This window comes from Xylophilus sp. ASV27 (assembly GCF_016428875.1).
In the GTDB taxonomy this organism is placed as follows: Bacteria; Pseudomonadota; Gammaproteobacteria; order Burkholderiales; family Burkholderiaceae_C; genus Xylophilus.
Map to the genome: position 1 here is coordinate 1 of NZ_JAELTO010000085.1, position 20,968 is coordinate 20,968.

Genomic DNA, 20,968 nt, shown 5'->3' on the forward strand with positions numbered 1-20,968 from the left:
CCCCTGCCCCGCAGCGATGCGGCAGACTCGGCCCGGAGCATGATCCAGGGCGTTCCCACCATGGCGTGGGAGCCGCTTGTGAAGCTGCGCTACCGCTGGTGGCCGGACCATCTGCTCGGGGAAATCCTGTCCAAACGGTGGACGGAAACGGCGATTCCCGTGCTGGTGCTGGCGCTGGTGGCATCGCTGCTGGCCACGCGCATAGACGGCTTCTTCTCCGAGGGCAATCTGGCGGCCATGCTGCGGCAGGCGGGCGAAGTGGGCCTCATCGCGCTCGGCATGACGCTGGTGGTGATCGTGGGGGGCATCGACCTCTCGGTAGGTTCCATCTTCGCGCTGTGCAACTTCGCCGCGCTGCTCTTCATCCAGTTGTGGGACTGGCCCGTTGCCGTGGCGGTGCCGGCCACCGTGCTGGTGGGCGCCGTGCTGGGCGCCTTCAACGGCATCCTGATCGGCTACCTGCGGTTGCGGGCTTTCCTGACCACGCTCATTTCGCTGATCATCTTCCGCTCGGTCTACGACATCCTGATCCTGCGCCACTCGGCCGCCATCACCAGCCGGCTGCCGGAATCCGAGGCCTGGAACCTGATGGGCGGCGCAGCCGTGCTGGGCCTGGACGTGGCGACCTGGACCTGCCTGCTGCTCGCCATCGCCTGCCACGTGCTGCTCACGCGGCTTCGACCGGGCTGGCACATCATGGCGATTGGCGGCTCCCGCCGGGCGGCGCACAACGCGGGCGTTCCGGTGGCGCGCACCGTGGCCCTGTGCTATGTGGCCTCGGGGACCTTCACGGCGCTCAGCGCAGTGTTCTTCGCCGCGCGGCTGGGCACGCTAGGCGGTGACGTGGGCGCCGGGCTCGAACTCACCGTGCTCACGGCCACCGTGGTGGGTGGACTCACACTGGGCGGTGGCCGCGGTTCGGTCACCAAGATGCTGGTAGGCCTGCTGGTGGTGCTGCTCATCATCAATGGGCTGACCTCCGTCTCGGCGCGCGGCGGCGTGGTGAACATGGCGCTGGCGGCTGCGCTCATCATTGCCTCTGTGATCGACATCCGCTGGAACAAGAACCGCCAGAAGCTGATCCGCAGCGTGTACGTGAGCCCCGGCTACCTGCGCCTGCCCGACGCGCCCGCCATCCGGTCGGACTCGGGCACCGTGTGGCAGGTGAACAAGCGCCTGCGGGAGGTGGAGATCATCGGCTTGGGCCAGGTCGAAGGCCCCGAGGACGTGATCCTCGACCGCGAGGGCCACCTCTACTGCGGCTCCCGGCAGGGCGACATCGTGCGGTTCTTCGCACCCGACTTCCAGCGCCGCGAGGTCTACGCCCACATCGGCGGCCAGACGCTAGGCCTGTCGTTCGACCGCGAGCAGAACCTGTACGTGTGCTCGGGCGGCATGGGCCTGTACCGCGTGACCCCGCAACGCGAGGTGCAGAAGGTGTCCGACGAGACCCGCCGCAGCCTGACGGCCGTCACCGACGACAGCCGCCTGCGTCTGGCCGACGATCTGGACATCGCGCCGGATGGCCGGGTGTTTTTCTCTGAAGCCACTATCCGCTACGAGATGAGCGAGCACATGCTGGACGTGCTGGAAGGGCGCGGCAATGGCCGCATCGTCTGCTGGGACCCGCGCACGAACACCACCCGTACCCTGCTGTCGGGGCTGCGCTTTCCCAATGGCATCTGCTGCTGCGGGGACAACGAATCGCTGCTGTTCGCGCTGACCACGGGCTGCGCCGTCATGCGTTACTGGTACGACGGCCCGCGCAAGGGCCGACTCGAGGCAGTGCTGCCGAATCTGCCGGGCCATCCGGACAACATCAACCCCGCTTCCGACGGCAACTTCTGGCTCGCGCTCGTGGGCATCCGCTCGCCCGCGCTGGACCTGGCCTACCGCATGCCGGGCTTTCGACGCCGCATGACCCAGCGCCTGCCGGTGGACGAGTGGCTGATACCGCAGATCAACAACGGCTGCGTGCTGAAGTTCAGCCTGCAGGGCGAAGTGCTCGAAACGCTGTGGGACGACGGCGCGGTGAACCACCCCATGATCACCTCCATGCGCGAGCACAAGGGCTGGCTGTACCTGGGCGGGCTGACCAACAACCGCATCGGCCGCTACAAGCTGCCCGAAGGCAGTTGCGACCCGGACTTCGACCAGTTCGAGCGCAAGTGGGGAGCCTGGGCATGAAGGGCCTGCTCCAACGCTTGCGGGCGCGCGCTGACGTCGACGCCACGGTGCCCGTGTTCGATGGCCCGCTGCGCCCCAACCAGGTGTTGCAGAAGGCGCACGTCATCGCGCGGCTGGAGTGTGCACAGGACCTCGGCGGTGACGGCGAGCGCCTGTACGTCGCCGATGGGCGCACCGTCCATGAGGTACACGCCGATGGCCGGCTCAGCCCCGTGATGCAGGCCGGTGGAGAGATCACGGCGCTGGCCTGCACCGGCGGAGGCATCGCCGCGGCCATCGACGGCACCGAGGTCCGCATCTTCGGCGGCCGGTACGCGGGCCGCCGATTCGAGCGCTTCGGCGGGCGCCGCGCGCTGGCCATCAATGCGCTGGCGGCGGACGGCGCACGCCTCATCGCCACCGATGGCAGCGAGCGGCGTCCCTGGGGTGAATGGCGGCACGACCTGATGGAAGGTGGCCGCAGCGGGCGCGTCCATGCCCTCGACCTGGACAGCGGCGCCAGCCTGGAACTCGCCAGCGGCCTGGGCCACGCCTTCGGAGCGGGGATGCTCGGGAGCAGCGCGGTGGTCAGCGAAAGCTGGCGGCACCGCCTGTTGTCCATCGACGCAGCGGGCCGCCAGACAGTGCTTCTCGACCAGTTGCCAGCCTACCCCTCCCGGCTGGCGCCGGCCTCGGATGGCGGCTACTGGCTGAGCATGTTCTGCGCCCGCACGCAACTCGTGGAATTCGTGCTGCGCGAGCCCGCCTACCGCCGCCGGATGATGCAATCGATAGCCCCGGACCTCTGGATCGCGCCGCAACTGGGCTCCTACCGGAGCTTCCACGAGCCGCTGCAGTACGCGGCGCTCAAGCAGTTGGGCATCGTCAAGCCCTGGGCGCCACCACGCTCCTACGGACTGGTGGTCAAGCTCGACGCCCGGGGTCGCGCCGTGGCCTCCCTGCACAGCCGCTTTGGCGGCCCATTCCACGGCATCGTCGCGGTCGTCGAGCAGGACCGGCATCTGTACCTGCTCAGCAAGGGCGAGAACGTGCTGATCCGGCTGCCGCTCAGCGAAGTAGAAAGCGGGCTGATCCCATGAACGCGCATGCCAAGGCGCGCCCGATCATCGAGATCCGAGGCGCCACCAAGCTCTACGGCGGCGCCCCCGCCATCGACGGGGTCGATTTCTCTCTGCTCCCCGGCGAAGTCCATGCGCTGATGGGCGAGAACGGCGCCGGCAAATCGACGCTGGCCAAATCCATGGCGGGCGTGGTGGAGCTGACCTCCGGGCGCATGGCCATCGACGGCACGCAGGTGCAGCCCCGCTCGCCGCGCGACGCGCTACACCTGGGGGTGGCCATGGTGTTCCAGGAAACCAGCCTGGTGCCGACGAGCACCGTGGCGCAGAACCTGTACCTGGGCCGGGAGCGCTTCTTCAACCGCCTGCGCGGCACCAATACCGCCGCGCAGCAGGTGCTGCAGTCGCTCAACTTCGACGTGGACCCCACGGCACTGGTGTCCCAACTGGGTGCGGCGAAGAAGCAGATGGTGGAGATCGCGCGCGCCGTGCTGCACGACGCAAAGGTCATCATCTTCGACGAACCCACGGCTACGCTGACGCCCGAGGAGAAGGAGTACTTCTTCAAGCTCGTCAAGAACCTGAAATCCCGGGGCGTGGCCATCGTCTTCATCACCCACGCGCTGGAAGACGCACTGGCCATCAGCGACCGCATCACCGTGCTGCGTGACGCCCGGCACGTGGTGACGGACGAGGCATCGAAGTTCGACCTCGAGCGCATCGTCAAGGCCATGGTGGGCCGCGATCTCTCGCAGACCCTGTACGGCACGCGCCGGCAGACCACCAGGGCGCCGGGTGAACGAGTGCTGTCGGTACATGGGCTGTGCGTGTCAGGCATCGTGCGCCACAACAGCTTCTCTGTGTTCGCCGGCCAGGTCACCGGCGTATTCGGCCTGGTGGGCGCGGGCCGCACGGAGACCTTCAAGGTGGTCAGCGGCGTCGTCAAGCGCGACTTCCTGCACGGCGGCACCATCCTGTTCAAGGACCGGCCCGTGCGCTACCGGGTGCCGACCCAGGCCATCGGAGATGGCATCGCCTACGTCACCGAAGACCGCAAGGTGGAAGGCTTCTTCGAGACGATGACGCCGGCCGCCAACATCTACGTGGGCCACTTGGCCAAGTTGCGCGGCCGGCGCACCTGGATTTCTGCGCGGGAAGAAGCCGAAATCGCGCGCCAATGGACGCAGCGCCTGAATGTCAAGGCAGTGAGCCAGGAAGCCAGGGTGGCCGAATTGTCGGGTGGCAACCAGCAGAAGGTGGTGATCGCCCGCTCCCTCGCCCAGGAGCCTGACCTCATCATCTTCGACGAACCAACGCGTGGCGTGGACGTGGGCGCCATAGCCGAGATCCACCAGTTGATCCACCGCCTGGCCGACGCAGGCAAGGCGGTGGTGGTGATCTCATCCTATCTGCCGGAAGTGCTGGCGCTGTCCGACCGCATCCTGGTGATGCGCCAGGGCAAGGTGGCGGAGGAGTTCTCCGGAATCGAGGCGACCGAGGAAAAGATCATGTACGCGGCGGTGCATTAGCTGGTCTTCCGCTTTCGATGTACGGAACGCGTGGACTTGCCCTGTTGCCCACGCCTGCCAGATCGGACAAGCTGCCGTTGACAAACAATCACAGGAGACACACTCTTGAGCGCACTCAAACGCCTGAAGGTATCGACGCGCCTGTACGCCGTCTTCGGCATGCTGGCGCTGCTGATCATGGTCCTCATGGGGTTGAGCTACTGGCAGCAGCACAACGCCAACGAGGCCCTGCACACCCTGGGTATCGAGGACTACCAGCGCATGCAGGAAGTGGCCGAATTCAACATTCTCTCGCGTGAGAACCTGCAGCGCCTGCGCGCCGTCAACCGCTCTCAGGACCCTGTCATCGGGCAGATGTTCGGCCCCGAGATCCAGCGGAACGTCAAGGCGGTGACCAGCCGCCGCGACGCAATCCGCGTCTGGGCGACCTCCCCCGAGGAAAAAGCCTGGTCCGATCGCAGCGACGCCAACCTGACCCGCGCCGTTGAGCAGATCACGCGCATGGCCCAGGCCCGTGCGGCGAACGACGAGGCGGCCGTGGCCAGGATTTTCGATAACGAGTTCACTGCAGAAGCCAACAAGTTCTTCGAATACTCCGAAGAGCTGACGCGGATCGAGCAGGACAAGCTCGCCCGGCGCGTCGAGAGCCTGCTGGAGAGCAATCGGCGCAACTGGTGGGTCACGGCGGCTGCCACCACCGTGCTCGTCTCCATCGCCTTCCTCGTCACGGTTCTGCTGCTGCGCCACCTGAGCCGGGCAATCGCGCAGGCCATCCGCACCGCCCAGCAGGTGGCGGCCGGCGACCTCGCCGTAGAAGACGGCGGCAGCAACGGTCGCGATGATCTTGCCGCGCTCTCGCGTGCGCTGGGGAGCATGGCGGCATCGCTCCGGAACGTGGTGACCCAGGTACGTGACGGCTCCGACGCCGTCGTCACGGCCTCCCAGCAGATCGCCGCGGGCAACCAGAACCTGTCGGAGCGCACCGAGCGGCAGGCGTCGGCGCTGGAGGAAACCGCCGCCTCGATGGAGCAACTGGGCTCCACCGTGCGCCAGAACGCGGACAACGCGCGCACCGCCAACCAACTGGCCGCGAATGCCAGCACCGTGGCCCAGCAGGGCGGCGATGTGGTGGCCGAGGTCGTGCGGACCATGAAGGGCATCGACGACAGCAGCAAAAAGATCGCCGACATCATCAGCGTGATCGACGGGATCGCTTTCCAGACCAACATCCTCGCGCTGAACGCTGCCGTGGAGGCGGCGCGCGCCGGCGAGCAGGGCCGTGGCTTCGCCGTGGTGGCGAGCGAGGTGCGCAGCCTCGCGGGGCGATCCGCCGAGGCGGCCAAGGAGATCAAGAGCCTGATCACGACCAGCGTGGAGCGCGTCGAGAAGGGCTCGCTGCTGGCGGACAAGGCGGGCACGACGATGGCCGAGGTCGTGAGCGCCATCCGCCGGGTGGCAGACATCATGGGCGAAATCAGCGCGGCCAGCAGTGAGCAGAGCACCGGCGTATCGCAGGTGGGTGAAGCCATCGCGCAGATGGACCAGACCACGCAGCAGAACGCCGCGCTGGTCGAGGAGGCCTCCGCCGCGGCCGCCTCGCTGCGCGAACAGGCGCATGCGCTGGCGCGGGCGGTCGGCATGTTCCAGCTTTCGTCAACGCAGCAAGCTCCCGCCGCGCTTGGTTTTATGCCCAGCCCGCTCCTGGCACGGTAGCAGGGCATCGCTGAACATGCCTCCGCGGTGTCTGGGGCGTGCTCAGACAGCCGCGTCCCGGCACATCAGAGCCAGGACGGCGGCACCAGGTGCTCCAGCGCCTCCCGCGTCTGCGCGGGCTCGTCTTGGAGCGACATATGGGTGGCGCCTTGGACCATGTGCAGAGCCTTGACCTCACCCGCCGCTCTGCGCAGCTGTTCCTGGAGGAAGCAGAAGCATTGGGCGCTCAGGTGGTCCACCGCGCTGCGCACGTCGTCGGCGCGCGCATAGCGATTTTCTAGAAAGCGCGGCTCCCGCCAGCAGGGAGCGTTTTCAAGGCGCGTGCAGCACATGCCAGCAGGCCATTGAGGCGGCGAACGCAAAAAAGGCACCTCCATCTCGGAGTTTTCACCCCACGAATGAAGATGCCAAGCCCTAGCAGGAGATCGCGTTTTTCAGAAAAGTGTGACGAGGCGGATCACTCCGGAGGTCCCCTTGAAACCGCCTTGCACGTCGAAGTCGCGGTTCACCTGGCCGTAGATCGATACCTTGGGCGAAAGCCAATGCACCAGCCCGACCCTGACCTGCTGCTTGCGGGAGTTGAAGCCGTTCTCCACCCCGTCGAGCTTCTTGGTCCCACCGAAGTAAGCCGCATGGCCCACATGGAACATGGTGGTGGCGTTGATGCTGTACGACAGCCAGTTTTGAACGGTGTAGACATTGGCCTGCGACAAGGTCTGCCCCAATGAATTGGCGTTCGATTTGTCGCGGTAGACGGTGGCGTCCACCGTGGGCTCCAGCGTCCACTTGTCCGACAGCGGGAGCATGCCGCCGAGCTGCAGGGTCGCTGCGAGCTGCCCGCTGCTCATGTTGAGTGCCCTGTCGCGGTCGTAGGTGCCCGTGGGCACGTTCAGGTAGCCGGCGAGCACGATGTTCTTGCGCTCCTGCGGATTGCTGTACAGCCAGTACCCGCTGACGAGCGTCACATCGCCCAAGGTGGTCTTGCTGTCGCCCAGGCTTGCGCCGCCGAGGGTCCCGTTCCACTGCCGCCCATAGGGCACCAGCGCCGTGACGGCCAGCGGATGACCACCCACGTCCATGTAGTGCACGTATCGCGGCATGACCATGGCCGCGTTGACTGAGCCAGCGAGCTTGTTGCCGTTCAATACGGCGCCCGTGTCGTGCGTCCATGGCGTGTACAGGATGAAGGCGCTGGTGCCGTCCGGCGCGGGCATCCAGTCGTAGGCGTTGACGTCCATCGCATGCGCCGGCGCCGCCAGGGTGGCCAGGCCGCAAAATACCGCGGCAGCCAGCGCGGCAGGTTTTCCATTGTGAGCATTCATTGTGAAAGATTCCTCGTGTTTTCAAATGCTGATCCGCATTGATGCATCCATGCGGATTTCCCGTTCGTTGCCAATGCGTCAGGTCTTCATTTCTCGATTCATGCTGTTTGTCTCCTGTGGTTGATGAATGCCTGTCCGCCGCGATGGCGCGGCGGGATCAATAGATGACTTTTCCGCTCCACGAGACCATGCCGATGTCGACATAGGAGAGCCCATCGTGGTTGGTCGGCGAGTAATGCGCGGTCAATCCGCCCAGGTCATGACTCCCGGTTTTCTCCAGCTCATCGCGCAGGCAGGCGGGGTTCTTTGGGTTGGCGCAGCGGTTCAGCGCCTGCACGATCAGCCGCGCCGCGATGTAGCCCTGGAACGAGTAGCTGTTGAACCCGGCGTTCGACGCATGGGCCGTGAAGTGCGTGCGGAACTCCTGCGCGAGGGGCAGCAGCGGATGGTTGGGGTTGGGCACGATCTGCGCGACGGCCACGCCGCGCAGCCTGTCCCTGTCCGCCGGCGGCAGCAGGCCGGGGTCGTTGTAGGACGGACCGTAGAGCGCCGCCGTGCTGCCATCGGCCCGGATGGCCGTGAGCACGCGCACCGTGTCCTGGGCAGGCATGAGGCACACCACGCCCTGCGGCTGCTGCGCCTTGATGCTCGATATCACGCCCGCCAGGTCCCCCGTTCCGGTCGGCGCGATGGGATATGCACCCACGACCTCCATGCCCAGCGCGGCGGCCGCCTGGCGAATAGGCGCAAGCAGGCCCTGGTTGTTGGAATCGTCCCAATACGCCACCGCGATCCTGCGGCGCCCCACAGCACCCATGTGCTCGACGATGCGGGTCACCTCGCGGATGTCGCTCGCGCCCACGAAGAACACCAGCGGGTTCACCACGCCGCGCCGGGGGTACATCTGCGGAATCGTGCCGACGATGGGCACGCCGAGCTGGGTCAGGGTGCGGAAGTCCACCAGCGCATCGAACACCTGCGAAGAAATCGGGTACGCGAACGCCACCGGCTTGTACCGGCTGGCGGTCTGCGCGTACTTCTCCAGCACCTTTGCCGGTTCCAGGTCGTAGGGAATGTCCACGCCCACCAGATCGATCCGGTGGCCGCGCACGCCGCCACGGCTGTTGACCCACTGGAAATAGGCGCCCATCCCCTGGTGGACGGATTGCGAGTAGATGCCGACAGGCCCTGTCAGCGGCGCGACATGCGCCACCGTGACGATGGCAGGCTCTTGGGCCAGCGTGGGCCATGGCCATGCCCAGCCCGGCAGAAGCGCAATCCCTGCAGTCCACCAAAAGCGGCGCCATGAACGGGGGTGCCGATGCATTGCCTCTCCTCTCTCCTTTTTTCTCTCTTCTCCACGGCCACACCCCTGCCAACCAGGCGCAAGGCCTGGTCCGGCAACGGGAATGGCTCAAAGGGATCGGTCCCGGCCTTTGGCCGGGGTCAGAACTGCAGGAAGCTCACCTCAGCGGCCTTGACGATCTGCAGGTCGATGCGCCCGTCCACCACGCTGTCCTTGATCCGCGGCGCGTAGCGCGCCACGTGGGGCGCCTGCAGATGCGCGTCCAGGGCCGCCTGATCGCGCCACTGGTCCAGGATGACGAAGGTGTCGCCATCGATGAAGGCGTCGTACCTCAGGCAGCCTTCTTCCTTGGGCGCGTGCTCGTGCTGCAGCGCGTGCGCAATGTCCCTGAGCTTCTGGTGCATGCCGGGCCGGATGGTGGCCCTGGCGATCACGATGATCATTGCTTGTCTCCTGCTTGTCGTTATGAGGTACGCTGCAACACGGTGCGCCGCGGCGGCATGCCACTCCAGACGCCGTCAGACGCCGAGGTAGTCGAAGTAGCGGAACTGCGGCTCCGCCCCCAGCATGGCGCCCAGTTCCTCGACCACGCCCGTCTGCACGCGCCACTCCAGGTACTTTTCGAAGTGCTGGCGGCTTGCCCACTGCTCCAGCAGGACGATGAGCGAGGGGTCTTCCTGGCTGCGGGTGGGCAGCACCGCGATGCAGCCGTCAAAGCCCCGGGTTCCTGGCAGCTTGTCCCGCATCCAGTCCCGCAGCACGTTGGCGGATCCAGGTTGCGCCTTCAGCTCAATCACCACTTGGCATGCCATGTGTGTCTCCTCTATTTTTTTGAGATGGCTGGCGCCGCTCTGGCAAGGCGGCGCCGGAGAAATCAAGCCGCCTGCGTCTCGGGCGCGTAGCCCAGAAAGGCGATGTCCTCGAGGAAGGACTCCAGCCCCTCCACGCCGCCCTCGCGTCCATTGCCCGAGCACTTGCAGCCGCCGAAAGGAACCGTGGAGTCGAACAGGTTGAGGTCACCATTGAGATACACCTGCCCTGCGCGAATGCGCGCGCCCACGGCGCGGGCCTTTTCCAGCGAACGCGAATGCACGTAGGCGGCCAGGCCATAGGGCGAGTCGTTGGCGATGCGCACCGCCTCTTCCTCGTCGTCGTAAGGAATGATGGCCAGCACCGGCCCGAAGATCTCTTCCTTGGCGATGCGCATGTCCGGCCTCACGTTGGTGAAGACCGTGGGCTTGACGTAGTAGCCGGTCTGAAGCCCCTCGGGCTTGCCTACGCCACCCACAAGCACACGGGCACCTTCGTCGATGCCGCTCTGGATGTAACCCTGGATGCGCTTCCACTGCGAGGCATTGACCACCGGTCCGATGAATGCGCCGCCATCAGGTCGGCCCACGACCAGCGATTGCGCGGTCTTACTGGCGATCTCGCCCGCGGCATCCATGAGGTGGCGCGGCACCAGCATGCGCGAGGGCGCCGAGCAGGACTGCCCCGAGTTGATCATGATGAAGGTGGTGCCCGAGGCCACGGCCTTCTCCAGATCGGCATCGGGCAGCATGAGATTGGGGCTCTTGCCGCCCAGTTCCTGGTGCACCCGCTTGACAGTGTCCGCGGCGTTCTTGGCCACCTCGATGCCTGCGCGGGTGGAGCCAGTGATGGACACCATGTCCACGTCCGGGTGGCGGCTCAGGGCCGTGCCCACCGTGGGCCCGTCGCCGAAGACCATGTTGAATACGCCTGGCGGCACGCCGGCCTCCTGCAGCACCTCGGCAAAGATCTGTGCGGTGAAGGGCGAGAACTCCGACGGCTTGAGCACCACGGTACAGCCCACGGCCAGCGCGGGCGCGGTCTTGGCGGCCAGCATCGCCACCGGCCAGTTCCAGGGCGTGATCAGGGCGCACACTCCGATGGGCACCTTGCGCACCAGGTGGATGCCGCGCTTTTCCTCGAATTCGTAGCTCTGCAACTGCTTGATCGCCGCGGCGAAATGCCCCAGCGCCAATGGAACGTGGGCCTGCTCCGCGGCCCACGTGGGGCTGCCCATCTCCTCGGTGAGTGCGGCATGCAGGTCCTTGGCGCGCGCCGCCATGCCTGCCGCGATCCGCTCCAGCAAGGCCTGGCGCTCCTCGGTGCTGGTCTGGGAATAGCGGTCGAAGGCCTGGCGCGCCGCGGCCACTGCCCGGTCCACGTCCATGGCGTTGCCCATAGCAATCTTGCCGGACACCGTCTCCGTCGCGGGATTGATCGCCTCATGGATGCTGGAACTTGCCGGCTCCACCCATTGGCCGCCGATGAAGAACTTCAGATGGGATCGCATGTATGGCTCCGTTGTTGAAATTCCGCGTCAGGCATCAGGCCAGGTAGCCGCCGTCCACCGGCAGGTCGATGCCGATCACGTATCTGGATTCGTCCGACGCCAGGAACAGGCAGGCATTGGCGATGTCTTCCGGCTGGCCTGCGCGCCCCAGGGCGATGCGGGCCGTGGAGTAGCCGAACACGGAGTCCAGTTGCTCCTTGGAGGCGGTGGCGGCGATCTTTCCGAAAATGGGCGTCTCGATGGCGCCGGGGCACACGCAGTTGATACGGATGCCGTAGCCCTCGCGCGCGCAGTGGATGGCCGCGCCCCGCGAGAAGATCCGCAGCCCGCCCTTGGCCGCGTTGTAGGCGGGCAGCAGCGGATTGCCGCGCACGCCTTCGACCGACGCCACGTTCACGATGGAGCCGCCCCCATGGCCCTTCATGTGCGCTATGGCGAGCTTGGTGCCCAGATACGGGCCCTTGAGGTTGACGGCGACGTGCGCGTCGAAGTCCGCCTCGGTTTCGCTCTCCACGGTGTTCAGGCGCGCGAAGCCCGCGTTGTTCACGAGCACGTTGAATCCGCCATGCGTCTTCAGTGTTTCTGCGATGAGCGCTTTCCACTGCGTGCCCGATGAGATGTCGATGTTGCGGAACACCACGGGCTTGCCCTCGGACTGCAGCGCGGCCGCTTCAGACTGCCCCAGCTCCTCGGCGATGTCGGCCATGACGACCTTGGCGCCCTCCTCCAGAAATTTCTTCACGGTTGCCAGACCGATGCCGCTTGCGCCGCCGGTCACGATCGCCACCTTGCCCTTCAAACGTGCTGCCATCTGTGCCTCCTTTTTTCCTGAAAATGTGTGACCAATTGATATCGAACTAATGTTAGGTATACGCCAGAATCTGGAGTAGATGGGATAAAGTGCATACGCTGAGTAGAGAGGCTTATGAATGACGGGTGAAAACCTTCGAGACCTCCATGCCTTCGTCGCCGTGGCGAAGGAGGGCAGCTTCACGCGAGCAGCAGCCAAGCTGGGGGTGTCCCAGTCCGCACTCAGCCAGACGGTGCGCATGCTCGAAGGGCGGCTGGGCATCCGCCTGCTCAACCGGACCACGCGCAACGTCTCGCCCACCGAGGCGGGACAGAGCCTGCTGTCCCAAGTGCTGCCCGCGCTGGAGGAAATCGCCCAGGGCTTTGCGCAACTGGGTTCGCTGCGCGAGCGGCCGGCGGGCACGATCCGCATCTCGGCAGATGAATACGCCGTGCACAGCGTGCTGCAGCCGGCCGTTGCGCGCTTTCTTCCCGACTACCCGGAAATCAAGGTGGAGATCACCACGGACTATGGCCTGGCGGACATCGTCGGGGGCCGCTTCGACGCGGGAGTGCGCCGTGGCGGCCTCGTGGCCAAGGACATGATCGCCGTGCCCATCGGCCCGGAGGTACCGATGTCGGTCGTTGGCACGCCGTCCTACTTCGCACGGAACCCGCCACCGAAGCGCCCGCCCGACCTGGTCACGCACGCCTGCCTGAATCTGCGCCTGCCCACGCACGGCGATTTCTTCGCATGGCTTTTCCAGAAGGCGGGCAAGGAACACCGCGTCAGGGTCGATGGCCCGCTGGTGCTCAACAGCATCTCGCCGCTGCGCGACGCGGCGCTCACAGGGCTGGGCCTGGCCTACCTGCCCATGGCCTATGTGCGCGAGCAGATTGCGTCAGGCCAGTTGATCGAGGTCCTGAGCGACTGGCGCAAGACTTTCGAGGGCTACCACCTGTACTACGCCAACCGCTGCCACGCGGCGGCGGCGTTCACGCTGCTCGTGGAGGCGCTGCGGTTGCGGTCTCAGGCGCGGGCGTAGAAGGCTCCGCCCCATCGCCGCTTCGCAGGGTGGATGCGCCTGCCGCCGGCCCCGCTTTCTTCTTGCCTCGGCGCAGCGCGCCCGATGAAGCGACACCGACGGCCACGATGAGCACGAAGCCGTAGAAGATGTTCGTGAGCCAGGCCTGCTGCAGCCACAGGTAGAGGATCTTCGAGCCGGTTTCGAGCGTGAAGACCGCCAGTACGGTGCCCCACACGTTGAAGCGGCCGCCCTTGAACTGCGTCGCGCCGAGGAAGGCCGCCGCGAACGCCGGCAGCAGGAAGCCCGGGCCGCCACTGCCCGATGCGCCGCCCGCGCGGGCCGCCAGCGCGATGCCGGCAAAGGCGGCGATCGCACCGCACAGAACGAGCGCGAGCGTGACGTAGCGCGCGGTGGGCACCCCCGCAAGGCGGGCCGCGTCGGGGTTGCCCCCCGTTGCATAGAGGTAGCGCCCCACCGGCGTGTGCTCGAGCACGAACCAGAGCACGATGGAGATGAGCAGGAGATAGACCGGCCCGAGCGTGATGCTGCCCACCACCGGCGTGTTCACGAGCGCCTTGAACCCGTCATCCAGACCCGCGATGGTGCGGTTGTTGCTGACCCAGGCGGTCAGTCCGATCAGGATCGAATTCATGCCGAGCGTGGCGATCAGCGAGAAGATACGCAGCTTGACGACCAGGAAAGCGTTGGCGGCGCCCACGATGGCACCCGTGAGCACGCCCGCGACGATGCTCAGAGGAATCGCCAGCCCGATGGGCAACCCGAGCCGGGTCTGGATAACCGCCGTCACGACCCCGGTGAAGGCGACCAAGGTACCGACGGAAAGGTCGTACTGGCCGGTCGCGAGCGGCAGCGTCAGTGCCACGGCGAGCAGCGCTGTCATGGTGACGTTGTCGATGATGGAAGGCAGCGTGGAGGCATGCAGGAACTTGTCCGGAATGACGGCGAGCGCGAACAGCACCATGAAGATCAGCAAATAGACCGCGCTGATGTTGCGGGGGCTCAGGCGCCCAAGCCATGGGTTCGGCGTAGTGAAGGTCATGGGAGTTCTTCTTCGGCGCGGGCCGCTTCGCGCGGGCGCAGGCATTCAGCCGTGATGGCGTCTTCGGTGAGCTCGGCACCGCTGAGCGTTGCCGCAACGCGGCCGGCGCGCAACACCATCACCCGGTCGCACTCGTTGGCCAGTTCCTCGTCGGTGCTGGAGCACAGCACGATCGCCGCGCCGCCACGGGCCGCCTCGGCGATCCGCTCGTAGATCTTTGCACGCGCACCGACGTCCACGCCCTGCGTGGGCTCGTCGAGCAGGAGCACTTTCGGCGCCAGGCGCAGCACGCGCGCCAGGACGACCTTCTGCTGGTTGCCGCCGCTGAAGGTGCCGATGGCGGCTTCGGGGGCCGAGGGCCGCACTTCGAGCACGTCGAGCCAGTGCTTCACCACCCCCAGTTCGGAGCGGCGCCTGATTGCGAAGGCGCTGCGCCACCCTCGTCGCAGGTCGGCGTAGCGCGAGATCAGCAGGTTCTCGCGCACGCTCAACTCGGCGACGATGCCCTTGAGCTTGCGCTCGGCGGGAAGCAGCACCATGCCTTCGCGCATCGCCGCCCGCACGTCGCCAGAGGGCACCGCGCGCCCGTTCACGCGGATGACCCCGGCCTCGATGCCGCGCGCGCCGCTGAGAAAGGCCGCCACGGCCTCGCGGCCGGAGCCGTCGACACCCGCGAAGCCCAGCACCTCGCCGGCCTTTACCTCGAACGAGAGCGGGCCGAGCGCGCCCGCCTGCAGGCTCTCGACCCGCAGGACGACGCCGCCGCTCGGGGGCGGATGTTCGCAGTAGAGACGCTCGACGCTGCGGCCGATGATCAGTTCGACGAGCCGGCTCACATCGACATCGGCGACGGGCCCCGTGGCGACGGCGCTGCCGTTGCGCAGCACGGTGAACCTGTCGGCCACGCGCAACACCTCGTCGAGGTGGTGGGTGACCAGCAGCACTCCGGCGCCGCGCGCCGCGATGCCTGCGACTGCCGCGTAGAGCCGGTCTGCCTCGTCGCGTGCGAGAGACGCGGTGGGCTCGTCGAGCACGAGTACGGTGTACTGTGAGTCGTCCCAGTCCTGCAATGCGCGCGCGATGGCGACCATGGTGCGCTCCGCGGGGCTGAGTGCAGCAATGGGCTTGGTGACATCGAGCTGCACGCCGAGCCGGGCCATGAGATCGCGCGCCCGGCGCCGCTCGGCGCGCCAGCGGATGCGCCCGAGGAAGCCGGTCGAAAACCCGCGCTCGAGCGCGAGGTTCTCGACCGCGCTGAGCGTCTCGACAAGGGCGAGGTCCTGGTGCACGAAGCGCAGGTGCCTGCGCCACGACGCGCCGGCTGCGGCGTCCACATCGACTTCTTCGCCGTTGTAGAAGACCTGCGTTCCCGGGTCCGCCGCGTGGTAGCCAGAGAGCACCTTGATCAGCGTCGATTTGCCCGAGCCGTTCTGCCCCAGCAGGGCATGGATGCTCCCGGCATTGATGCGCAGGTCAACGTCCTTGAGTGCCTGGCTGTCTCCGAAGGTCTTGCCAATCCCGCGTATGTCGAGCGAGTGCCGTGCCCGCAGCATCACCATTTACCGAACGTTCCACAACAACGTGAACTGATCGCGATAGCCCTCGACACCCGGCCAGAAGCCGCCGTCGGACACGTCGATGAAGTCCCTCGTGAACACGGTCATCGGCTGGCGCACCTGTTCGGCCGTGACCTTGCGTCCGACGACGAAGCGGGCCGCCGAGTCCACCGCGAGGTAGCCAAGGTAGCCCAGGGGCACCGGCACGTCGGCGATCTGCGAGCCGCCCGCCTTGATGTCGTCGTACTGTGCGGGGCCCGAAGCCTGGGTGACGAAGTGAAACCCGGTCAGACCTGCGGCCTTCAGCGCGGTCGGCACACCGGTTGCGAAGTCGCCGTACTGCAGCGAGGCGTAGTTGACCTCGGGGTTGGCCTGCAGGAAGCTGACGATCTGGCTGGCGGCGGCGCCCGACTGGATGCCGGCGCTGGGCAGTTGCTGGGCGCGCGCCTTGCACCCCGGACACTCCTTCACACGATCCACGAAGCCCTTCTCGAGGAAGCGGCTGTTGCCCAGCATCTCGTCGCCGAAGTATGCGGCGTTGGCCTTTCCGTTGGAGTCGACGATGACCTTTGCCGCCTGCAGGCGGCCCATCTCCACGGCCGCTGCGCCGCCCACGAGCGCAAGCGAGACGCCGACCTCGTCGGGCTGGCACGCGCTGAGGATATCGTCGCACGCGATGCCCCCGATGAGGATGGTGGGGATGTTCCTGGCCTTGAGCTTGAGGGCCTGCGTCTTCCAGGTGCTGGCCGGATCGAAGGCGGTGACGATGACGGCGTCGGGCGCGAGCGCGGCGATCTGATCCATGCCGGCCGCGATGGACGCGGGGTCGGCGCCGATGCTGACGCGCGAGAAGCCGAAGCCGATCACCTTGGCGGCCTCCTCCAGCTTGTCGCCCACGATGGCGCCGATCGGGATGGCGGGCTCTGCATAGACGAGCTTCTTGCCCGCGACTGAAGCACCGAGGGGCTCGGTCACGTAGATCCTGGTGCGGACGGCCGACACCGCGGCGACCTCTGCCTTCGCGGCCGCGATGGCCACGGCGGTCTCTGCGGAGACTTTGCCGTCAGAAGCGGCCGCGGTGCTGTCGCTTCCCGTCGCGGCGGGACGGCAAGCGCCGAGCAGCATGGTGAAAGATAGTGCGGCAGCCAGTGCCGCTGCACGTCGTGCTCTTGTCATCGGGGAGCCTCCTTTGGGTGATTGGGTGCATCGTCCGGCCCTCTCTGAGAACCTGTCGTCCGCCTCAGTCGAAGTACCTGTCTCTGTCCACCCGTGCGCTCGCGCCGATTCCATTCGTCCCTCTCGACGTGCCCGATAGATGGAGAGAGTCGAATGTAGTCAGGCCGGGTCACCAGCATTAGCCGGGATAAAGCGGATGCAGCGAGTGACAGGGCTTATGAATGAGCGAGGGAAAACCTGCATGACCCGCACGCCTGTGTCGTTGTAGCGACGCGGCCCCTGCATGCGCCAGGCAAGGCCAGCCGCAGCCGGCAGCTACCCCTTCATGGCTGCGCAGTAGATATGGGCGCCAGCGGCGCTGGTCTGCGGCAGCAGCAGGCAGCAGCACCTCTGCGCCCGCGGCGTGGCCATGGGTGTCGTTGACCTGCTTGAAGTGGTCCTGGTCGATGAACAGCACCGCCAACGGGCTGCGATTGCGCTGGCTCAAGCGGACCGCCGGTTCGCACTCCAGATGGAATGCGCCCGCATTCATCAGGCCCGTGAGGCCGCGGCGACGAGGCGTGTGGAGGTCGATGCCATGATCGGAACGCCTGGATAACTGCGCCTTGCGGCGCGATGAAGCTTACATACCGGGGCGGTCCGGCCCGTCGCGCCCTTCGGGCGCCACCCGCACGATGTTCTGCGTCGGGCTCTTGATGCCGCAGACCCTGCAGTGCACGCAGTTCTGCGCGTTGATCTGCAGGCGCCGGACGATTTCTTGATGAAAATCGGCTGCAGCCCAGATAAATCCTGGGCTTTCAGCTATCATTTTTTTGTGCCGGCCACGATCGCCTCGGCCGCCCGGACCACGGGCAGGTCGACCATGCGGCCGTCGAGGCTGAAGGCTTCGCCGCCGCGCCGGGCGGCCTCGGCCAGCACGCGGCGCGCCCAGGCCTGCTCGGCCTCGCTGTAGCCCAGGGCCTCGTTCACGCCGGCCACCTGCGCGGGGTGGATGCACAGCTTGCCGCCAAAGCCGAAGGCCCGGGCGCGCCGGGCATCGGCCGCGAGCCGTTCGGCGTTGCCGGTGTCAGTGGTCACGCCGTCGATGGGCTTGGACAATTGGGCGCGGCGCGAGGCGGCCACCAGGGCGTTGCGGGCGAAGGCCAGTTCGGGTTCCTCTGCCGAGGCGCGCATGCCCAGGTCGAGCTGGAAATCGAGGTGGCCGAAGGCCAGGCGCAGCACCTGCGGCTCGCGCGCCAGTTCGGTGGCGGCGTCCAGCCCGGCCAGCGATTCGATGAGCGCCACGAGGCCCGCGCCCGCGCCCAATTGCCGCGCCACGCCGCGCAGCGCGGCCGGGTCTTCGGATTTTGGCAGCATGGTGACCACGCCCTGCGCGGCCCAGTCGCGCAGCAGGGCGACGTCGGCCTCGTGCCAGGGCGTGCCCACGGCGTTGACGCGCACCAGGGTGCGCGCCCGTTGCGCGGCGCTGAGTTGCGGCAGGTGCTGGGCGAGCTGGGCGCGCGCGCCTTCCTTGCTGCCTTCGGCCACCGCGTCTTCGAGGTCGATGATGATGCAGTCGGCCCCCGAATCGAGCGCCTTGGCGAAGCGCTCGGGCTTGGTGGCGGGGACGAACAGCAGGCTGCGCGCGTGGCACGCGGGGAATGCGCTCATGTCAGATCACTCCTTGGGTGCGCAGCGCGGCAACGTCTGCGTCGGAGCGGCCAAGCTCGTGCAGGATGGCCGCGCTGTGTTCGCCCAGCGCGGGCACCGGGTCCATGCGCGGGTCGAAGCTGCTCACGGTGGCGGGCGGCAGCAATGCCTGCAATTCGCCGGCCGGCGAGCCGATGGGGCGAAACCGCTGGCGCGCCTGCAGTTGCGGGTGCGTCCACAGGTCGCCCACCTGGTTCACGGCGGCGTTGGCGATCTGCGCCTGGTCCAGGCGCGCAATCACGTCCTGCGCCGTGAGGCTGGCGAAGGCGGCCTCGATCAACTGCTTCAACTCGGCGCGGTGCTCCACGCGGCGCACGTTGGCGTCGAAGCGCGGGTCGGCCGCGAGTTCGGGGCGGCGCAGCACCTTGTCGCAGAACAGCTTCCACTCGCGCTCGTTCTGCAGGCCGAGCATCACCACCCGGCCGTCGCCCGCGGCGAACGGGCCATAGGGGTAGATGGTGGCGTGCGCCGCGCCGTTGCGGGTGGGCGCGGCCTGGCCGTCATAGGCGTAGTACATGGGAAAGCCCATCCACTCGCCCAGCGCTTCGAGCATGGAGACTTCGACGTGCGAGCCCTCACCGGAGATATTGCGCTGCAGGAGCGCGCTCAGAATGCCGGTGTAGGCGTACATGCCCGCTGCGATGTCGGCGATGGAGTTGCCGGCCTTGCTCGGCTCCTCGGGCGTGCCGGTGATCGAGAGGAAAGCCGCCTCGCTCTGGATCAGCAGGTCATAGGCCTTCTTGTCGCGGTAGGGGCCGTCCGCGCCGTAGCCGCTGATGTCGCAGACGATCAGCTTGGGATGCCTGGCATGCAGCGCTTCGAACGACAGGCCCATGCGCGCGGCCGCGCCGGGCGCGAGGTTCTGCACCAGCACGTCGGCTTTGGCGATCAGCTCGCCCAGCACTTCCTGGGCCTGCGGCTGTTTCAGGTCCAGCGTCAGGCTTTCCTTGGAGCGGTTGGTCCAGACGAAGTGCGAAGCCAGCCCGCGCGTGCGGTGGTCATAGGCGCGCGCGAAGTCGCCCACGCCGGGGCGCTCGACCTTGATCACGCGCGCGCCCAGGTCGGCGAGCTGGCGCGTGCAGAAGGGCGCGGCGATGGCGTGCTCCAGCGTGACGACGGTCAGGCCGCTCAGGGGGCCCTTTTTCGCTTGCATGGTGGTTGCTCCTATTCGATGTCGGCACTGGCCTGCATGGCGAGCTGGCCCTGCGGGCCGCGCGCCCACAGGCGGGCGGTGCTGCCTTCGAGCTTGCCGTTGACCGTGAACGGCGCGGTGTCGAACAAGGGGCTCACGGCCTTGAACTCGAAGCCGCGGAGGGTTCTGTGCGGATGCGCGCGGCGCAGTTCCTCCATGAGCAGTGTGGCGATCAGCGGGCCGTGCACCACCAGGCCGGGGTAGCCCTCCTCCTGCATGGCGTAGGGCCGGTCGTAGTGGATGCGGTGGCCGTTGAAGGTGAGCGCCGAGTAGCGCATCAGCAGCACCGGGTCGGGCCTGATGCTGCGGCCGAACTGCCCGTCCTCCGGCGCGGCGGGGGGCTGCGGCGCGGGTGCGCCAGGGGCGGGCGCGTCGCGGTAGACGATGTCCTGCTCCTCGTGGATCGCCACGCCCTGCGCGTCCGACACCTCGTGCTGCACGGTCACGAACACCAGCGTGCCGCTGCGCCCGGACTTGGTCTGGATGCTCTTGATGAGCGAGACACGCCGCACCGCCACCCCCACGGCCAGCGGCCGCACGAAGCGCAGCCGCCCGCCGGCCCACATGCGCCGCGGCAGCGTGATCGGGGGCAGGAAGCCGCCGCGCCGGGGGTGGCCGTCTGGGCCGATGCCGGATTGCCGCTCGCCCGGCAGGAAGTACAGCCAGTGCCAGAGCGGCGGCAGATGGAGCGGCAGCGCGGCGGGGCTGGCCGCGTCCAGCGTAGCCTGCAGGAGGCGAATGGGGGCCTGGGTGATCTGGTCCGCGCTCTCTTCGCTGCGGCCGACCCAGGCGTCGAAGGATTCAGGGCTTTGGGACGTCATGGCGCCTCGGTCTCCATTTTTTGAAAGAAAAATGGCTGTAGCCCAGGCAAATCCTGGGCTACATGCTATGTTTTTGGCAGCAAAACCTCACAGCACCTGCACCATCTCCGGCACAGCCGAGAACAGATCGGCCACGAGGCCGTAGTCGGCCACGGAGAAGATGGGCGCCTCCTCGTCCTTGTTGATCGCCACGATCACCTTGGAGTCCTTCATGCCGGCCAG

19 protein-coding genes and 2 pseudogenes are annotated in these 20,968 nt (G+C 67.1%); 5 read left to right on the forward strand and 16 right to left on the reverse strand.

From position 1 onward, the window contains the following. The 4 genes from JHD63_RS16495 to JHD63_RS16510 form a co-directional block, all read left to right on the forward strand. Positions 1 to 2,187, forward strand: a 2,187-nt coding sequence (locus JHD63_RS16495) for an ABC transporter permease (protein WP_370590550.1), incomplete at its 5' end; no start/stop codon positions are given. Next, positions 2,184 to 3,266: a strictosidine synthase gene (locus tag JHD63_RS16500; RefSeq protein ID WP_198971898.1), complete on the forward strand. Its 1,083-nt coding sequence runs from the start codon at positions 2,184 to 2,186 to the stop codon at positions 3,264 to 3,266. The genes JHD63_RS16495 and JHD63_RS16500, both read left to right, overlap by 4 nt. After that, the gene (locus tag JHD63_RS16505; protein ID WP_198971899.1) at positions 3,263 to 4,774 is read left to right on the forward strand and encodes a sugar ABC transporter ATP-binding protein; all 1,512 of its coding nucleotides are present in this window, start codon (positions 3,263 to 3,265) and stop codon (positions 4,772 to 4,774) included. Before JHD63_RS16500 ends, JHD63_RS16505 begins: the two co-directional genes overlap by 4 nt. A 105-nt stretch (positions 4,775 to 4,879) precedes the next feature. Beyond that, positions 4,880 to 6,487, forward strand: a complete 1,608-nt coding sequence (locus JHD63_RS16510; RefSeq protein ID WP_304952642.1) for a methyl-accepting chemotaxis protein — start codon at positions 4,880 to 4,882, stop codon at positions 6,485 to 6,487. Between the two features lie 65 nt (positions 6,488 to 6,552). Here the strand turns inward: JHD63_RS16510 and JHD63_RS16515 are convergent, their stop codons facing one another. The 7 genes from JHD63_RS16515 to JHD63_RS16545 all read right to left on the reverse strand — a co-directional run bounded on the left by JHD63_RS16515 (position 6,553) and on the right by JHD63_RS16545 (position 12,246). Then, entirely contained in the window at positions 6,553 to 6,864 is a 312-nt protein-coding gene (locus JHD63_RS16515; RefSeq protein WP_198971900.1) for a hypothetical protein, read from the reverse strand. A gap of 57 nt (positions 6,865 to 6,921) precedes the next feature. After that, positions 6,922 to 7,809 carry a transporter gene (locus tag JHD63_RS16520; protein WP_198971901.1) on the reverse strand — a complete coding sequence of 296 codons (888 nt, stop codon included), beginning with the start codon at positions 7,807 to 7,809 and terminating at the stop codon, positions 6,922 to 6,924. Between the two features lie 157 nt (positions 7,810 to 7,966). Next, positions 7,967 to 9,136 carry an ABC transporter substrate-binding protein gene (locus JHD63_RS16525; protein ID WP_233168290.1) on the reverse strand — a complete coding sequence of 390 codons (1,170 nt, stop codon included), beginning with the start codon at positions 9,134 to 9,136 and terminating at the stop codon, positions 7,967 to 7,969. A gap of 119 nt (positions 9,137 to 9,255) precedes the next feature. Beyond that, positions 9,256 to 9,558, reverse strand: coding sequence for a putative quinol monooxygenase (locus tag JHD63_RS16530; protein WP_198971903.1), 303 nt, complete (start codon positions 9,556 to 9,558; stop codon positions 9,256 to 9,258). A gap of 75 nt (positions 9,559 to 9,633) precedes the next feature. Further along, positions 9,634 to 9,927 (reverse strand): putative quinol monooxygenase, encoded by a 294-nt coding sequence (locus JHD63_RS16535; protein WP_198971904.1) that lies wholly within the window; start codon positions 9,925 to 9,927, stop codon positions 9,634 to 9,636. Positions 9,928 to 9,989: 62 nt separating this feature from the next. Next, complete coding sequence (locus JHD63_RS16540) at positions 9,990 to 11,435, reverse strand: aldehyde dehydrogenase family protein (RefSeq protein ID WP_198971905.1); 1,446 nt, start codon at positions 11,433 to 11,435, stop codon at positions 9,990 to 9,992. 34 nt (positions 11,436 to 11,469) lie between these two features. Then, complete coding sequence (locus JHD63_RS16545) at positions 11,470 to 12,246, reverse strand: SDR family NAD(P)-dependent oxidoreductase (protein WP_198971906.1); 777 nt, start codon at positions 12,244 to 12,246, stop codon at positions 11,470 to 11,472. 118 nt (positions 12,247 to 12,364) lie between these two features. Between JHD63_RS16545 and JHD63_RS16550 the strand changes: the two genes are divergently transcribed. Then, positions 12,365 to 13,270, forward strand: a complete 906-nt coding sequence (locus tag JHD63_RS16550) for a LysR family transcriptional regulator (RefSeq protein ID WP_198971907.1) — start codon at positions 12,365 to 12,367, stop codon at positions 13,268 to 13,270. Here the strand turns inward: JHD63_RS16550 and JHD63_RS16555 are convergent. The 9 genes and pseudogenes from JHD63_RS16555 to JHD63_RS16595 all read right to left on the reverse strand — a co-directional run. Continuing rightward, entirely contained in the window at positions 13,221 to 14,312 is a 1,092-nt protein-coding gene (locus JHD63_RS16555; RefSeq protein ID WP_198971908.1) for an ABC transporter permease, read from the reverse strand. The genes JHD63_RS16550 and JHD63_RS16555 overlap by 50 nt on opposite strands. Beyond that, complete coding sequence (locus tag JHD63_RS16560) at positions 14,309 to 15,871, reverse strand: sugar ABC transporter ATP-binding protein (RefSeq protein ID WP_198971909.1); 1,563 nt, start codon at positions 15,869 to 15,871, stop codon at positions 14,309 to 14,311. Before JHD63_RS16560 ends, JHD63_RS16555 begins: the two co-directional genes overlap by 4 nt. After that, entirely contained in the window at positions 15,872 to 16,993 is a 1,122-nt protein-coding gene (locus JHD63_RS16565) for a sugar ABC transporter substrate-binding protein (protein WP_198971910.1), read from the reverse strand. A gap of 229 nt (positions 16,994 to 17,222) precedes the next feature. Then, positions 17,223 to 17,618 carry a GGDEF domain-containing protein gene (locus JHD63_RS16570; protein WP_370590551.1) on the reverse strand — a complete coding sequence of 132 codons (396 nt, stop codon included), beginning with the start codon at positions 17,616 to 17,618 and terminating at the stop codon, positions 17,223 to 17,225. 48 nt (positions 17,619 to 17,666) lie between these two features. After that, positions 17,667 to 17,792 (reverse strand): annotated as a pseudogene (locus JHD63_RS16575) (4Fe-4S dicluster domain-containing protein); the annotation flags it as partial. 56 nt (positions 17,793 to 17,848) lie between these two features. Continuing rightward, positions 17,849 to 18,694: an HpcH/HpaI aldolase/citrate lyase family protein gene (locus JHD63_RS16580; protein ID WP_198971913.1), complete on the reverse strand. Its 846-nt coding sequence runs from the start codon at positions 18,692 to 18,694 to the stop codon at positions 17,849 to 17,851. Between the two features lies 1 nt (position 18,695). Beyond that, complete coding sequence (locus JHD63_RS16585) at positions 18,696 to 19,886, reverse strand: CaiB/BaiF CoA transferase family protein (RefSeq protein WP_198971914.1); 1,191 nt, start codon at positions 19,884 to 19,886, stop codon at positions 18,696 to 18,698. 11 nt (positions 19,887 to 19,897) lie between these two features. Beyond that, positions 19,898 to 20,746: an FAS1-like dehydratase domain-containing protein gene (locus tag JHD63_RS16590; RefSeq protein WP_198971915.1), complete on the reverse strand. Its 849-nt coding sequence runs from the start codon at positions 20,744 to 20,746 to the stop codon at positions 19,898 to 19,900. Between the two features lie 87 nt (positions 20,747 to 20,833). Continuing rightward, positions 20,834 to 20,968: pseudogene (locus JHD63_RS16595) on the reverse strand (electron transfer flavoprotein subunit alpha/FixB family protein); the annotation flags it as partial.

Excerpts from the sequence above, each read along its gene's own strand:
- JHD63_RS16500 (WP_198971898.1), top strand. The coding sequence starts at position 2,184 with ATGAAGGGCCTGCTCCAACGCTTGCGGGCGCGCGCTGACGTCGACGCC.
- JHD63_RS16505 (WP_198971899.1), top strand. The coding sequence starts at position 3,263 with ATGAACGCGCATGCCAAGGCGCGCCCGATCATCGAGATCCGAGGCGCC.
- JHD63_RS16515 (WP_198971900.1), bottom strand. The coding sequence starts at position 6,864 with ATGGAGGTGCCTTTTTTGCGTTCGCCGCCTCAATGGCCTGCTGGCATG.
- JHD63_RS16520 (WP_198971901.1), bottom strand. The coding sequence starts at position 7,809 with ATGAATGCTCACAATGGAAAACCTGCCGCGCTGGCTGCCGCGGTATTT.
- JHD63_RS16525 (WP_233168290.1), bottom strand. The coding sequence starts at position 9,136 with ATGCATCGGCACCCCCGTTCATGGCGCCGCTTTTGGTGGACTGCAGGG.
- JHD63_RS16530 (WP_198971903.1), bottom strand. The coding sequence starts at position 9,558 with ATGATCATCGTGATCGCCAGGGCCACCATCCGGCCCGGCATGCACCAG.
- JHD63_RS16535 (WP_198971904.1), bottom strand. The coding sequence starts at position 9,927 with ATGGCATGCCAAGTGGTGATTGAGCTGAAGGCGCAACCTGGATCCGCC.
- JHD63_RS16540 (WP_198971905.1), bottom strand. The coding sequence starts at position 11,435 with ATGCGATCCCATCTGAAGTTCTTCATCGGCGGCCAATGGGTGGAGCCG.
- JHD63_RS16545 (WP_198971906.1), bottom strand. The coding sequence starts at position 12,246 with ATGGCAGCACGTTTGAAGGGCAAGGTGGCGATCGTGACCGGCGGCGCA.
- JHD63_RS16550 (WP_198971907.1), top strand. The coding sequence starts at position 12,365 with ATGACGGGTGAAAACCTTCGAGACCTCCATGCCTTCGTCGCCGTGGCG.
- JHD63_RS16555 (WP_198971908.1), bottom strand. The coding sequence starts at position 14,312 with ATGACCTTCACTACGCCGAACCCATGGCTTGGGCGCCTGAGCCCCCGC.
- JHD63_RS16560 (WP_198971909.1), bottom strand. The coding sequence starts at position 15,871 with ATGGTGATGCTGCGGGCACGGCACTCGCTCGACATACGCGGGATTGGC.
- JHD63_RS16565 (WP_198971910.1), bottom strand. The coding sequence starts at position 16,993 with ATGCTGCTCGGCGCTTGCCGTCCCGCCGCGACGGGAAGCGACAGCACC.
- JHD63_RS16580 (WP_198971913.1), bottom strand. The coding sequence starts at position 18,694 with ATGAGCGCATTCCCCGCGTGCCACGCGCGCAGCCTGCTGTTCGTCCCC.
- JHD63_RS16585 (WP_198971914.1), bottom strand. The coding sequence starts at position 19,886 with ATGCAAGCGAAAAAGGGCCCCCTGAGCGGCCTGACCGTCGTCACGCTG.
- JHD63_RS16590 (WP_198971915.1), bottom strand. The coding sequence starts at position 20,746 with ATGACGTCCCAAAGCCCTGAATCCTTCGACGCCTGGGTCGGCCGCAGC.